This window comes from Micromonospora sp. NPDC005172, from assembly GCF_040608555.1.
Taxonomy (GTDB): Bacteria; Actinomycetota; Actinomycetes; order Mycobacteriales; family Micromonosporaceae; genus Micromonospora.
The window spans coordinates 40,194-52,871 of record NZ_JBEXIL010000026.1; the positions used below are offsets into that span (position 1 = coordinate 40,194).

At 72.1% G+C, this 12,678-nt stretch carries 14 protein-coding genes and 1 pseudogene; 8 read left to right on the forward strand and 7 right to left on the reverse strand.

Going from position 1 to position 12,678, the window contains the following annotated elements:
* Positions 1-4 precede the first annotated feature (4 nt).
* The 4 genes from ABZV06_RS19040 to ABZV06_RS19055 all read right to left on the reverse strand — a co-directional run bounded on the left by ABZV06_RS19040 (position 5) and on the right by ABZV06_RS19055 (position 4,044).
* Complete coding sequence (locus ABZV06_RS19040) at positions 5-1,396, reverse strand: MFS transporter (protein WP_355622939.1); 1,392 nt, start codon at positions 1,394-1,396, stop codon at positions 5-7.
* Between the two features lie 21 nt (positions 1,397-1,417).
* Positions 1,418-2,185, reverse strand: coding sequence for a glycerophosphodiester phosphodiesterase (locus tag ABZV06_RS19045; protein WP_355244757.1), 768 nt, complete (start codon positions 2,183-2,185; stop codon positions 1,418-1,420).
* 111 nt (positions 2,186-2,296) lie between these two features.
* A complete protein-coding gene (locus ABZV06_RS19050) occupies positions 2,297-2,872 on the reverse strand; it encodes a hypothetical protein (protein ID WP_355622942.1) in 576 nt (191 codons plus the stop codon).
* Positions 2,873-3,273: 401 nt separating this feature from the next.
* On the reverse strand, positions 3,274-4,044 hold the full coding sequence (locus ABZV06_RS19055; RefSeq protein WP_355244752.1) for a lysophospholipid acyltransferase family protein: 771 nt from the start codon (positions 4,042-4,044) through the stop codon (positions 3,274-3,276).
* A gap of 175 nt (positions 4,045-4,219) precedes the next feature.
* Here ABZV06_RS19055 and ABZV06_RS19060 point away from each other — a divergent pair, with 175 nt between their 5' ends.
* The 6 genes and pseudogenes from ABZV06_RS19060 (at position 4,220) to ABZV06_RS19085 (ending at position 9,506) form a co-directional block, all read left to right on the forward strand.
* The gene (locus ABZV06_RS19060) at positions 4,220-5,632 is read left to right on the forward strand and encodes a cytochrome ubiquinol oxidase subunit I (RefSeq protein WP_355244749.1); all 1,413 of its coding nucleotides are present in this window, start codon (positions 4,220-4,222) and stop codon (positions 5,630-5,632) included.
* Positions 5,633-5,647: 15 nt separating this feature from the next.
* Positions 5,648-6,646: a cytochrome d ubiquinol oxidase subunit II gene (gene cydB, locus ABZV06_RS19065; protein WP_355244746.1), complete on the forward strand. Its 999-nt coding sequence runs from the start codon at positions 5,648-5,650 to the stop codon at positions 6,644-6,646.
* Between the two features lie 104 nt (positions 6,647-6,750).
* On the forward strand, positions 6,751-7,932 hold the full coding sequence (locus ABZV06_RS19070) for a GNAT family N-acetyltransferase (RefSeq protein WP_355622945.1): 1,182 nt from the start codon (positions 6,751-6,753) through the stop codon (positions 7,930-7,932).
* Between the two features lie 88 nt (positions 7,933-8,020).
* Positions 8,021-8,212, forward strand: a pseudogene (locus ABZV06_RS19075) (sigma factor); the annotation flags it as partial.
* Between the two features lie 161 nt (positions 8,213-8,373).
* Positions 8,374-8,592, forward strand: a complete 219-nt coding sequence (locus ABZV06_RS19080) for a sigma factor-like helix-turn-helix DNA-binding protein (protein ID WP_355244740.1) — start codon at positions 8,374-8,376, stop codon at positions 8,590-8,592.
* A complete protein-coding gene (locus ABZV06_RS19085; protein ID WP_355244737.1) occupies positions 8,589-9,506 on the forward strand; it encodes a CU044_5270 family protein in 918 nt (305 codons plus the stop codon). Before ABZV06_RS19080 ends, ABZV06_RS19085 begins: the two co-directional genes overlap by 4 nt.
* A gap of 57 nt (positions 9,507-9,563) precedes the next feature.
* Here ABZV06_RS19085 and ABZV06_RS19090 read toward each other — a convergent pair whose 3' ends face one another.
* Positions 9,564-9,998 (reverse strand): hypothetical protein, encoded by a 435-nt coding sequence (locus ABZV06_RS19090; RefSeq protein ID WP_355244734.1) that lies wholly within the window; start codon positions 9,996-9,998, stop codon positions 9,564-9,566.
* Between the two features lie 96 nt (positions 9,999-10,094).
* Between ABZV06_RS19090 and ABZV06_RS19095 the strand changes: the two genes are divergently transcribed.
* Positions 10,095-10,547 carry a MarR family winged helix-turn-helix transcriptional regulator gene (locus ABZV06_RS19095; protein WP_355244731.1) on the forward strand — a complete coding sequence of 151 codons (453 nt, stop codon included), beginning with the start codon at positions 10,095-10,097 and terminating at the stop codon, positions 10,545-10,547.
* A 6-nt stretch (positions 10,548-10,553) separates the two neighbouring features.
* Here ABZV06_RS19095 and ABZV06_RS19100 read toward each other — a convergent pair whose 3' ends face one another.
* On the reverse strand, positions 10,554-11,240 hold the full coding sequence (locus ABZV06_RS19100; RefSeq protein WP_355244728.1) for a hypothetical protein: 687 nt from the start codon (positions 11,238-11,240) through the stop codon (positions 10,554-10,556).
* Between the two features lie 73 nt (positions 11,241-11,313).
* Positions 11,314-11,775 carry a peroxiredoxin gene (locus ABZV06_RS19105; protein WP_355244725.1) on the reverse strand — a complete coding sequence of 154 codons (462 nt, stop codon included), beginning with the start codon at positions 11,773-11,775 and terminating at the stop codon, positions 11,314-11,316.
* 161 nt (positions 11,776-11,936) lie between these two features.
* On the opposite strand from ABZV06_RS19105, the gene ABZV06_RS19110 reads away from it, so the two are divergent.
* Positions 11,937-12,665 carry an SDR family oxidoreductase gene (locus tag ABZV06_RS19110; protein ID WP_355244722.1) on the forward strand — a complete coding sequence of 243 codons (729 nt, stop codon included), beginning with the start codon at positions 11,937-11,939 and terminating at the stop codon, positions 12,663-12,665.
* Positions 12,666-12,678: the final 13 nt, after the last annotated feature.

The window sequence follows — 12,678 nt, forward strand, 5'->3', positions numbered from 1 at the left end:
GTGCTCAGAGCACCCGTGGTGGCGTGTTGCCGGCCGCGATGATGGCCCGGCGCATCGGCACCGCCAACAGCAGCAGGAAACCGACCACGAAGAAGCCCACCAGGGAGACCAGACCCACGCGGTAGGAGGCGGTGAGTTGGAACACGATGCCGAACGCGAGCGGGCCGAGCCAGCTCGTGCCCCTGTCGCTGATCTCGTAGAAGCCGTAGTACTCGCCCTCCTTGCCGGCGGGGATGAGCTGGCTGAACAGGGACCGGCTCAGCGCCTGGCTGCCACCCAGGACCAGGCCGATGCAGGCGCCGAGCGCCATGAACGGCAGCGGCGCCTCGGCGGGCAGCCAGAACACGCCGAGGATCACACCGGTCCAGAGCACCAGGCTGATCAGCACCGTCTTGCGCGCCCCGATGCGCCGGGCCAGCGCGCCGAGCAGCAACGCGCCTCCGAAGGCGAGGAACTGCACCAGCAGGATCGTGACGATCAGGGTGCTCTGCTCCAGCCGCAACTCCTCGGTGCCGTACTGGCTGGCCATCGTGATGACGGTCTGGATGCCGTCGTTGAAGACGAGGAACGCGAGCAGGAAGAACAGCGTCAGCGGGTACGCCCTGATCCCGCGCACGGTGCGGCCGAGCTGCCGGAACCCGTCGGTGAGCACGTTGCCCCGCGCGGCCACGGCCTCCGCGCTGGGACGGTCGCGCAGCCAGCGCAGCGGCACCAGGGTGAACACCGCCCACCACACACCGGCGGACACGATCGACCAGCGGGCCAGGTCCAGGGTGCGCTGCGGGTTGCCGTCCTCGCTGAGCAGGGAGACCGTGGCCAGGTTCACCGCCAGCAGCAGGCCACCGCCGAGGTAGCCCAGCGCCCAGCCACGACTGGAGATGCCGTCCCGTTCGTCCGGGCCGCCGAGCTGCGGCAGGAACGAGTTGTAGACCACGATCGCGGCGCCGAAGGAGATGTTGGCGACCAGGAACAACGCGCCGCCGAGCAGGTACCGGTCGCCGGTGACGAGGGCCATCGCGATGGTCGCGCCCGCGCCGGTGAACGCGGCCCCGCCGAGCAGGCGCTTCTTGTGCGCGGACCGGTCGGCGATCGCCCCGATGACCGGCAACGCGAACACGGTCAGGAACACCGACAGCGAGATCAGGTACGGGTAGTAGGACCCGGCCGCGACCCGGATGCCCAGCGGGTGCACGTACCCGTCGCAGCTGTCCGCGCCCAGCTCGCAGCCGGCGGCCGTCTCCGCGACGGTGGTCAGGAACGGGCCGAGGAACACGGTGATCACCGTGGACTGGAAGGCGGAGTTCGCCCAGTCGTAGATGTACCAGCCGCGGCGCTCGCGGCGGGTGCTCGCCGGAGGCGGGGTGTCGTCCACCGTGGGGGTCACGGTCTCGGCCATCGGGGGTTCCTTCGGTGCTGGTCAGGCGGCCCAGTGGCCGCGGCTGCGGTAGACGTCGCGCAGCACGCCGACGTGATCGGTCATGATGCCATCCACACCACGATCCAGTAAGTCGTGCATCTGGCCCGGTTCGTCGATCGTCCAGACGTGCACCTGAAGGCCGAGCCGGTGGCAGTAGTCGACGAACCGGCGGTCGACCACCGGCACCCGCCCGTAACGCGGGGGGACCTGCGCGGCGACCACCGACGGGGGCAGCCGCAACGGCCGGCCGTGCAGCGAGGCCAGCCTCAGACGGGCGACGGCGCGCATGCCGAGGCTGGTGGCGACACGTCCCCCGGTGAGGGCCCGTAGTCGGGCCAGTCGGGCGTCGCTGAACGAGGCGAGCAGCACCCGGTCGGCCGCGCCGACCCGGGTCAGGGTGGCGACCGTCGGCGCGACGCCGCCGTCGGCCTTCACGTCGATGTTGAAGCGGACCTGCGGCCAGGCGTCCAGGACCTCGTCGAGCCGGGGTACGACGGCAGCGCCGCCGACGCGTACCGACGCGAGGTCGGCCCAGCTCAGGTCGGCGATGCGTCCCGCCTCACCGGTGACCCGCGCGAGCGTCGGGTCGTGGAAGATCACCGGGACGCCGTCGGCGGTGGCGTGCACGTCGGTCTCCACGTACCGGTAACCGAGCCCGATGGCCCGGGCGAACGCCGCGGTGGTGTTCTCGTCGCCCTCGGCGGCGCCGCCGCGGTGGGCGAACGCCAGCGGCGCGGGCGCGTCGAGGTAGGCGGATCGGTTGAGCACGCGACGCAGTATGCCCGCGGCCGGTGGAGTGTAGGTGGCCTGCCGGCGACATTCGTCCGCCCGCGGACCCTGGCGCCCCCGTCACCCCCGTGGGACGGGAGCGCCAGGTGCTCAGGAACGGGCGGTGTCGGCGCGCACCACGTAACCGCCGGCGAGGATCGGGTACCGGGGTCGTGCGGGTACCTCGGGTGGGAGTTCCGTCTCGGGGTCGATGCAACCGGTGGGGGGCGGCTCGGTCCCGTTCTGTGCCTGGGCGTCGACGATCACGTCGGGTTGCCGACCACCGTCGATGATCTTCACGTAGTAGCCGTGGTTACGGACCGGCCCGACGCCCTCGGGCACGATCGCGGTGAACACCGCGACGTTCCCGGTGACCCGCAGGCACGTCACGTCGGCCCTGCCCTGTGCGGCCACGGTGCCGTCCGGCAGCTCGTGCCGGTAGCGGAACTGCCCGTGCGTCGACCCGTCGGCCGCCACGACCGCCACGACGCCGAACCAGATCCGGTGCCCCACCGTGTTGGGCTCGTCGTACACGAACTGTCCCGCCCCGACGACCATCGCAGTGGTCCCGCCCGGAGGTGACGTGCTGGCGGCCTGCGCCCAGGCCGGCGACGACCCGGCCGCGACCAGCGCGGCTGCCGCTGTTGCTGCCGCTGTTGCTGCCAGACACGATACGAACCTGACCATCGAACACTCCCTTGCGCGCGGTGGGCTGACGAGTCCAGCCTCGCCGCCGACCGCCCCTTCCTGATCCCCACGCCGAGCCAACCGCCTCCCCTGCCCGGGGGAGCCCGCGCCTCCCGGGCCGCCGATCCCGGGCCGCCGATCCCCGCCTGCGTCGATCTTGCGCTTTGTGTCGCTGTTATGGGCGGTTTGGTGCTTTATGTCGCCGCAGAAAGTGCAAGATCGCGGGGGCCGGGCGGAGGGGTCGTCGTGCTCGGGGCCAGAGCTGCGTCGATCTTGCGGTTTGTGTTGTCTTTATGGGCGACTCGGGGCGTTATGTCTCGACAGGAAGTGCAAGATCGCGGGGGGCAGGGGGCAGGGGGCAGGAGGGCAGGGGGCAGGGCGGGGGCGGGGCGGGGTGGGGGTTAGGGGGTGCGGCGGTGGGTGCGGCTCGTGTCGGTGGGGCGGCCCGGGTCGACGTGGCGGGGGCGGTCGGGTTCGTCGGGGCGTAGGGGGGCGAGGGTGTCGGTGAGGGCGTCGACGACCCGGTTGGTGGCCCGGCGGGCCGCTCCGGGGGTGCTGGCGTTCGACTCGCCTAGGTCGACGGGCTCGCCGAAGTGCACCCGGATCACCGGGCGACGCCACAGCGCGCGGGCGATGCCGCGCAGCATTCCCTTCGGCGCCCGGTAGGGCAGCACCTCGTGCGCGCCCCACTGGGCGACCGGGACGACGGGAGCGCCGCAGGCCAGCGCGAGCCGGGCGACACCGGTCTTGCCGCGTTCGGGCCACATGCCGGGGTCCAGGCCGATGCGCCCCTCGGGGTAGATGAGGATCACCGAGCCCGCCGCGACGGCGTCGGCCGCCTCGTCGAGGGCCTGGTGTACGCCGCTGGTGCCCCGGTCGACGCGGATGTGCCCGACGTGTCGCATGGCGGCCCCGAGCACGGGAGCGCGGAACAGCCCGGCGGTCGCCATGATCCGCGGGGCGACGCCACGGGTCCGGCAGGCGGCGATCATGACGACGGGGTCGAACGGGCTGATGTGGTTGGCGGCCAGTACGAGCGGGCCTCGGCGCAGGTGCGCGGGGACGTCGCCGCTGACCTCGAGGCGGGCGAGCAGGCCGACCAGGGCGCGGGCCACGGCGAGGGCGGCGCGCCAGAGCAGTGGTGGCTGCCAGGGGGAGTGCGCGGTGTTCATCAGCGCGCCATCGTCGCACGGCGCAACGGTCCGGCGGGGGCGGGTCGGCCGGATGCCCGGGGGTGATCAGGGTCATTGGTCCCGGGCCGGTTCGGGCCGCCCGACCCTGCCCAATCCTCTACGACGAGCAGTAGTATTTACTACGTCTCGTAGTACGCATAGTTGGGGGTAACAGGTGGACGCGTTGGACGTCGCCCGGTGGCAGTTCGGTGTCACGACCGTCTACCACTTTCTCTTCGTACCGCTGACCATCGGCCTGTCCGTGCTGGTGGCGATCCTGCAGACGATGTGGCACCGCACCGGCAACGAGCGCTACCTCAAGCTCACCAAGTTCTACGGCAAGCTGTTCCTGATCAACTTCGCCATGGGCGTGGTCACCGGCATCGTGCAGGAGTTCCAGTTCGGCATGAACTGGAGCGACTACTCACGCTTCGTCGGCGACATCTTCGGCGCGCCCCTGGCCATCGAGGCGCTCGTCGCGTTCTTCCTCGAATCCACCTTCATCGGCCTGTGGATCTTCGGCTGGGACCGGCTGCCCAAGCGCGCACACCTGGCCAGCATCTGGGCCGCCGCGATCGGCACCAACCTGTCCGCGTACTTCATCCTCGCGGCGAACTCCTTCATGCAGAACCCCGTCGGCTACCGGATCAACCCGGACAGCGGACGCGCCGAACTGACCGACTTCCCGGCCGTGCTGACCAACAAGGTCGCCCTGATCACCTTCCCGCACACCCTGGCCGGCTCGTTCCTGGTCGCCGGCTCGCTGATCGTCGCGGTCGGTCTGTGGCACGTCATCCGCAACCGCGACTCGGCCGACACCGGCGCGTACCGCTTCGCCACGAAGTTCGGCTCCTGGGTCGTCCTGGTCGCCTCCGCCGCCGTGCTGTTCACCGGCGACATCCAGGGCAAGATCATGACGGACGTGCAGCCGATGAAGATGGCCGCCGCCGAGGGGCTCTACACCACCGAGAGCCCCGCCTCGTTCTCCGTACTCACCATCGGCAGCCTGGACGGCAGCCGCGAGGTGTTCGCCCTCAAGATCCCGTACCTGCTGTCGTACCTGGGCACCGGCGACCCGCACGGAACCGTGCACGGCATCAACGACCTGCAGGCCCAGTACGCCACCCAGTACGGCGCGGGCAGCTACACCCCGATCATCCCGGTCACCTACTGGAGCTTCCGCTTCATGATCGCCTTCGGGATGGCCGCTGGCGCGATCGCGCTGCTGGTGCTCTGGACCCAGCGCAGGGGCCGCACCCCGAGCAGCAGGTGGCTGCTGCGCGCCGGGCTCGCCATGCCGGTGCTGCCGCTGCTGGCGAACTCGTTCGGCTGGATCTTCACCGAGATGGGCCGCCAGCCGTGGATCGTCTTCGGCGAGATGCTCACCCGCAACGGGGTGTCCCGCAGCGTCTCGCTGACCGAGGTCCTCACCTCGTTCACCGCGTTCACGCTGATCTACGCCACCCTCGCCGTGATCGAGGTCAAGCTGCTGCTGCGCTACGCCAGGGCCGGCGTACCCGACGTCAGCGAACAACCCCCCGCCGACGACACCGACGACGCCGAGCGTCCGCTCGCCTTCGCCTACTGACCCCCGGAGCCCATCGTGGACCTGACCACCATCTGGTTTCTCCTCGTCGCCGTGCTGTTCACCGGGTACTTCATCCTGGAGGGCTTCGACTTCGGCGTCGGCATGCTGCTGCCCGTGCTCGGTCGCGACGACCGGGAACGCCGCGTCCTGATCAACACGATCGGCCCGGTCTGGGACGGCAACGAGGTCTGGCTGATCACCGCTGGCGGCGCGATGTTCGCCGCGTTTCCCGAGTGGTACGCCACCCTGTTCTCCGGCTTCTACCTGCCGCTGCTGCTGATCCTGCTGGCCCTGATCGCCCGCGGGGTGGCCTTCGAGTACCGGCACAAGCGCCCCGAGGAGTCCTGGAAGCGCCGCTGGGACGCCGCCATCGTGGTCGGCTCGCTGCTGCCGGCGATCCTGTGGGGCGTCGCCTTCGCCAACATCCTGCGCGGTGTGCCGCTGGACGCCGACCACGAGTACGTCGGCGGCCTCGTCGACCTGCTCAACCCGTACGCCCTGCTCGGTGGCGCGACCACCCTCGCGCTGTTCCTCACCCACGGCGCGGTGTTCCTGGCCCTGAAGACCACCGGCGACATCCGCGAGCGCGCCGGCGCCCTCGCGGTGCGCCTGGGCGTCGGGGCCGCCGTACTCACGGTGGGCTTCCTGACCTGGACGTTGAGCATCCGCTCCAGCGCGGCCGCCGTCGTGCTCGCCGTCGGCGCGGCCCTCGCGCTGCTCGGCGCGCTGGCCGCCGCCCGGGTACGACGAGAGGGCTGGGCGTTCGCCGGTACGGCCGCGGCGATCGGACTGGCCGTGGCGACCCTGTTCGCGGCGCTGTTCCCGAACGTGCTGCCGTCCACCCTCGACGCGGCGGGCACGCTGACGGCCACCAACGCCGCCTCCACCCCGTACACCCTGAAGATCATGACGTGGGTGGCGGTGATCTTCACTCCGGTGGTGCTGGCGTACCAGGGCTGGACGTACTGGGTGTTCCGCAAGCGCATCGGCGTGGCCAACATCCCGCAACACTGACCCCCCCCGCCGACTTTTGTCACCCACCACAACTCCATGATCGGCGGGGTTCGCCCGGCGGTATATCGACTGTTGGCCTTTGGCCGCCCCGCTACGGTGTGCCGATGCACGTTCGTGAACTCACCACCGACGACCTCGACGCGGCCTGGGAGTTGGGCCGGCTCGCCTTCGGCTCCGACGCACAGCGATCTCCGCACACCACCGTGGAGGTGCCCGGGCTGACCCGCTACGGCGCGTTCGACGACGGCGGCCGGCTGGTCGGCAAGGCCGTCGACCTGCACCACGACCAGTGGTGGTCCGGGCGGGCCGTCGCGGCGGCCGACGTCGCCGGTGTGGCGGTCGCCCCCGAGGCGCGGGGCCGGGGCGTGGCCCGGGCCCTGCTCACCGCCCTGTTGGCCGGTGCCCGCGAGCGGGGAGCGGCGATCAGCGCTCTCTATCCGACCGTCGCCGCCCCCTACCGGGCCTGCGGCTGGGAGACCGGCGGTGTGCTGCGTACCGTCGACCTCGCGACTGCCGCGCTGCCCCGGCACCGGCCCGCGTCGCACCTGAGCGTCCGCGCCGGCACGCTCGCCGACCTGAGCGCTGTCGCCGACCTGTACGAGCGGGTCGCCCGGCACCGCAACGGCATGCTCACGCGTCGGGGTGAGCTGTTCGACTTCTTCGCCGCCGACGCGAAGCTCCCCGGCGACGGGCTCACCCTCGTCGAGGCCGACGGCGACCTGGTCGGCTACGCCACCTGGCAGCGTGGTCGGGGTTACGGGGCCGACTCGGTCCTCACCGTCGACGAGGCCCTGGCCACCACCGCCGAGGCGGCCCGGGAACTCGTCGGGGTGCTCGGCAGTTGGGCCAGCGTCGCCCCGACGGTGCGGCTGTGCCCGCTCGACGGTGATGCCGTCAGCACCGTCCTGCCGCTGGAGGCGGCCCGCGACCACGAGCGGGACCTGTGGATGCACCGGCCGGTGGACGTCGCCCGGGCGGTAAGCGCACGCGGATGGCCCGTGCACACCCGGGGCGTCGTCGACTTCCGTCTCACCGATCCGCTCGCCGACTGGAACACCGGCACCTGGCGGTTGGCCGTGGCCGACGGGACCGCCGAGCTGACCCGCGTCGACGGCGAGGCCGACCTGCGGCTGGACATCCGCGGCTTCGCTCTGCTCTATGCCGGGGCCGCGCGGGCCCACGCGGTCGCGCAGGCCGGGCTGCTGCACCACGCTCCGGCCGTCGACCCGGCCGTGCTCGACCTGCTGGCCGCTGGAGGACTGGCGCAGCTGCTCGACTACTTCTGACCGGCCCTTCCCGGGTGCCGGTCAGATTCGCGCCCCGCTTGTGGGAACTTGCCGGCGGCAGCGGACAGATACAGGTGTGACAGCCGAGATGCGGGCCCGGATCCGGGCCGGGGACTCCGAGGCGTTGGGTGAGCTCTTCGACGAGCACGCCGACGCGGTTCATCGACATGCGCTCTGGAGCGGAGGCGACCCGGCGCACGCCGAGGATGTGGTGTCGCTGACGTTCCTCGAGGCGTGGCGGGTCCGCGAGTCCCTGCGCCCGGCCGGCGACAGCCTGCGCCCGTGGCTGCTCGGCATCGCGACCAATGTGCTGCGCAATCGCCGCCGGGCGGCGCGCCGGCACCGGGAGGCGTTACGGCGGCTGCCGGTACGCGACACCGTGCCGGACTTCGCCGACGAGGTGGTCGACCGGATGCACGACGCGATCAGGTGGCCGCGGCCATGGCTGCCCTTCGGGCGTTGCGCCGCGCGGAACGGGAGGTGTTCCTGCTGTGCGTGTGGTCGCAGCTGGACTACGCGGCCGCGGCCGAGGCGCTGGGCGTACCCGTCGGGACCGTGCGCTCCCGGTTGTCGCGGGCCCGGGCCCGGCTGCGGACGCTGGCGCAGCAGGAGTTGACCGGCACCCGGATGGTCCCCGTCGAGCAGGGAGAGTACCGATGAGAGAGCCCCTCGCCCCGTCCGTGCCGGCTCTGCCGTCGGCGCGCCGACAGGTACTGCGGCGCCATCTGCTGACCGAGGCGCGGCGGCCGGCGCGGCGGCCCCGACGGGTGCTGGTGCTCGTGCCGGTCGCGGGTGTGCTGGCCGTCGCGGGGGTGATCGCGCAGCCGTGGGCGCCGGATGCTGCGCCACTGGTCGTCCCCGTCGAGCAGGGAGAACGTGCCGGGGCGACGCTGCTGCTGAACCGGATGGCCGTGGCCGCCGCCGACAAGCCCCTGCCGCCGCCCAGCGAGGGCGGCTACGTCTACATCAGGAGCGAGGGCGCCTTCGCCGAGTTCGGTGACGGTCCGGCGCGGCTGCAACCGGTGCACGAGCGGGAGATCTGGATCCCCCGGGACGAGCGGGGTGACGGCCTGCTGCGGCAGCCGTTCTTCGACGCGCCGATCATCGGTGTGATCCCGCGACGCGAGACCCTCCCGGACGTGACGCCGAACGCGGTGCTCGTCGACCTGCCCGACGACCCGGACGCCCTGCTGGCGAAGCTGTATCGGGAGCGGGCGCAGCGGGGCCGGGGCAACAGCCGCGACGGCGCGGCGTTCACCGCGATCGGCGACATCCTGCGCGAGTCGTTGGTGTCACCGCGCACGAGCGCCGCGCTCTACCGGGCCGCGGCGAAGATCCCCGGGGTCGAGGTGGTGCACGGGGTGACCGACGCGGCCGGGCGGCGGGGGATAGCCGTCGCGCACACCGAGCGGAACCGCCGCGACGAGTGGATCTTCGATGAGCGGACGTTCGACTACCTGGGTGAGCGCAGTTACCTCGTGGCGGACACCGCCGACGGGCCGGCCGGGACGGTGCTGGGCACGACAGCGGTGCTGCAGCGGGCCGTGGTGGCGCAGCTCGGGCAGCGCCCTTAACGGCAGGCGGCCGGCACCCGAGGAGGCGGAACCGGCCGCCTGGTGACGGCGTCGTGCTCAGACCGGGATCGCCGCCAGTTCGGCGTTCGCGCGTTCGGTGACGAGGGTGAGGACCTGCGCCGCGGTGCGAGACTCCGCGGCGGGGATGTCCGCGTACAGCCGGGCGGTGATGCCCCCGACGGCCTCGGTGACGTGGACCTGGGCGGCGTGGCCGGCGTCGGTGAGCCGCACCTGCGGCTCGGCGCTGTCGTCGAGCCGTGCCAGGTCGGCGTCGACGAGGCCGACGATCGCCTCGTGCACGACCGATTCGGCGATCCTGCGGGCGGTCGCGATGCGTCGCACGAGCTGCGGGCGCGCGACGGGGCCGGCGGCGAGGGCGTTGAGCGCGAGGACCTGGTCGAAGTCGACGCCCAGGGGTGCGACGGCACGTTCGAGCAGGGCCCGGGTGGCGAAGTGGGCCTGACCGATGACCTGACCGTTCAGAGTGGACACGATGCCTCCTTCGAAAACGTTGGCCAAACCAACGTTGGTGGAGCCAACGTAACACGGTTTGTGGGTCGTGCCAACGATTACTGTTAGGCTCCCGCCATGGACGCCACCGCCCCGCAGTCACCCGCCGGGCTGCGGACCGCCCCGAGTTGGCTGCTCAACCAGGCCGCCGCACACGCCGGCCGGCTCGTCAGCGCGGGCTTCGCCACACACGACCTACGCGGCTACCACTTCCGGCTACTCGCCACACTGACCGAGGACGGCCCCGCCAGCCAGGCCGACCTGGGCCGCCGCTGCGGCATCGACCGCAGCGACGTCGTGGCCGCCATCAACGACCTGGCCGGTCGAGGGCTCGTGGTACGCGCCCCCGACCCGGCCGATCGCCGCCGCAACGTCATCAGCCCCACCGACGCCGGCACCCGCGAAGCCCACCGGATGGCCGACACCGTCGCCCGCGTACAGGACGACCTGCTCGCACCCCTGACGAGCGCCGAACGCGGCCAGTTGACCCGCCTGCTCACCCGCCTGGTGGAACACCACGCCGGCCGGTGAGCACCCTCAGCTCGCCTCGCGCAGCTCCGCCAACCGGGCCTCGATCTCGGCCAGCTCCGCGCGCAGCTTCTCCGCCTGCTGCTCGGCCTCGGCCCGCTCGGCGCCCATGATCTGCTCCACCGCCTCCTGCACACCGGGCACGTCCACCAGCGCCACCATCTTCAACGCCTCGGCCGGCTTCACCACGTACGGCTTCGCCAGAGCCTTGCTGCCCTGCTGCGCGGCGACGGTCCACTCCCCGTCGGCGTACGCCAGCGTCACCGTGAGGCCCGCGGGGCTCTTGGGCTTCGCGGCCTTGACCGCCCGCCGCGCCGGCGGCTTCTCGGCCTGCTCCACCTTCGGCTCCTCCTGTCGCGGCGCGGGCACCCGCGGCGTGTCCAACACGAACTCCGGCGCGGCCGGCACGGGCGTCACCTCCGGCTCCGGCTCCGGTTTCGGCTCCGCCACCCGACGACCGGCGCCCTTGGGCGCCACCGCCAGATCGGCGGGGGAGAACGGCAACTCGTCGCGGCCGAACCGCACCACGACGAACTCGTCGGACACCTCCGGATCGGTCAACTCGACGACCTGACCGACCTGACCGGCGATCTGCCCCGCCGCCGCGGTGAACACCACCCTCGGCTTACGGCCCGCCGCCAACGCCTCCCGGATGCTCTGCACCTCGTCAGTGGACAAACCCTGGCCGGCATCCATCACAACCCTCTTCCGTACACCTGTTTGATTGCTGTCTTGATACCAGCTCGCTGCGACACCCACCGCACGGGGCTCAGCCACCCAGCGCCCGCAACGCCCGATCCGCGTGGTCGTTCATGCTGACCTCGCTGTGGATCACCTCGATGACCCGCCGGTCGGTACCGATGACGAACGTCATCCGCTTCGTGCTCAGCGCCCCCAAGGGCACCCGCCGCCGGACCCCGAACGCCTTCGCGACAGTGCCGTCCACATCCGACAGCAGCGGATAGTCGAAGCCGTGCAGCTTCGAGAACTCCGCCTGCTTGGCCACGTCGTCGCGGCTGATACCCACCCGCGACGCGCCCAGCGCCGTGAACTCCGCCGCCAGGTCCCGGAAGTGGCAGCTCTCCGCCGTACACCCGCGGGTCATCGCCCCGGGATAGAAGAACAGCACCACCGGCCCCGACGCCAGGAACTCCGACAGCCGCCGCGGCGTGCCCGTCTCATCCGGCAGCTCGAAGTCGTCCACGACATCGCCGACACCCACACCCGCCACCGCGCACCTCCGTTGTCCGATCGAACGCGCGGTGAGCGTAAGCGATCACACCCGCAGCGCCGACACTCGTCGACCACCCCCGCCGCGTGTGACCCTCGACGACTCACCCGCGTCGGTCGCGGTAGCGTCGCCCCAACCCACCCGACAGCACCGGAGGCACCGTGGCACCCGTCACCGTCATCACCGGCGGCGGCCGCGGGATCGGCGCGGCCACCGCCCGCCGTCTCGCCGCCGCCGGCCACCACCTCGCCCTGTGCTACCGCCGCGACGACACCGCCGCCGCAGCGGTCCTGGCCGACCTGCACGCCACCGGCGTCCAGGCCATCGCCGTACGCGCCGACACCACCGACCCCGACCAGGTGACCGCCCTGTTCGACGCCGCCGCGCAACTCGGCCCCCTCACCGGCCTGGTCAACAACGCCGGCGTCACCAGCCTCATCGGCCCGTTCACCGACCTGCGCGTCGACGACCTGCGCCGCGTCGTCGACGTCAACCTCATCGGGTACGTCCTCTGCGCCCAACAGGCCGCCCGCCGCCTCACCGACGGCGGCGCCATCGTCAACGTCTCCTCGGCGGCCGCGACCCTCGGCAGCCCGGGGGAGTACGTCCACTACGCCGCCGTGAAGGCCGCCACCGACACCCTCACCGTGGGCCTGTCCAAGGAACTCGCCCCGCGCGGCATCCGCGTCAACGGCGTCGCCCCCGGCCTCGTACGCACCGACATCCACACCGACTCCGGCGTACCCGACCGCGCCGACCGCGCCGCCGGCCGCATCCCGATGGGCCGCGCCGGCGAACCCGACGAGATCGCCGCCGCCATCGCCTGGCTCCTCAGCCCGGACGCCTCCTACGCCACCGGCACCGTGCTGCGGGTCTCCGGCGGCCTGTGAGCCGAGGCGCGCG

Coding starts and splice junctions, on each gene's coding strand:
- ABZV06_RS19040 (WP_355622939.1), bottom strand. CDS start 1,396: ATGGCCGAGACCGTGACCCCCACGGTGGACGACACCCCGCCTCCGGCG.
- ABZV06_RS19080 (WP_355244740.1), top strand. CDS start 8,374: ATGGCTGCCCTTCGGGCGTTGCGCCGCGCGGAACGGGAGGTGTTCCTG.
- ABZV06_RS19085 (WP_355244737.1), top strand. CDS start 8,589: ATGAGAGAGCCCCTCGCCCCGTCCGTGCCGGCTCTGCCGTCGGCGCGC.
- ABZV06_RS19100 (WP_355244728.1), bottom strand. CDS start 11,240: ATGGATGCCGGCCAGGGTTTGTCCACTGACGAGGTGCAGAGCATCCGG.
- ABZV06_RS19095 (WP_355244731.1), top strand. CDS start 10,095: ATGGACGCCACCGCCCCGCAGTCACCCGCCGGGCTGCGGACCGCCCCG.
- ABZV06_RS19055 (WP_355244752.1), bottom strand. CDS start 4,044: ATGAACACCGCGCACTCCCCCTGGCAGCCACCACTGCTCTGGCGCGCC.
- ABZV06_RS19070 (WP_355622945.1), top strand. CDS start 6,751: ATGCACGTTCGTGAACTCACCACCGACGACCTCGACGCGGCCTGGGAG.
- ABZV06_RS19050 (WP_355622942.1), bottom strand. CDS start 2,872: ATGGTCAGGTTCGTATCGTGTCTGGCAGCAACAGCGGCAGCAACAGCG.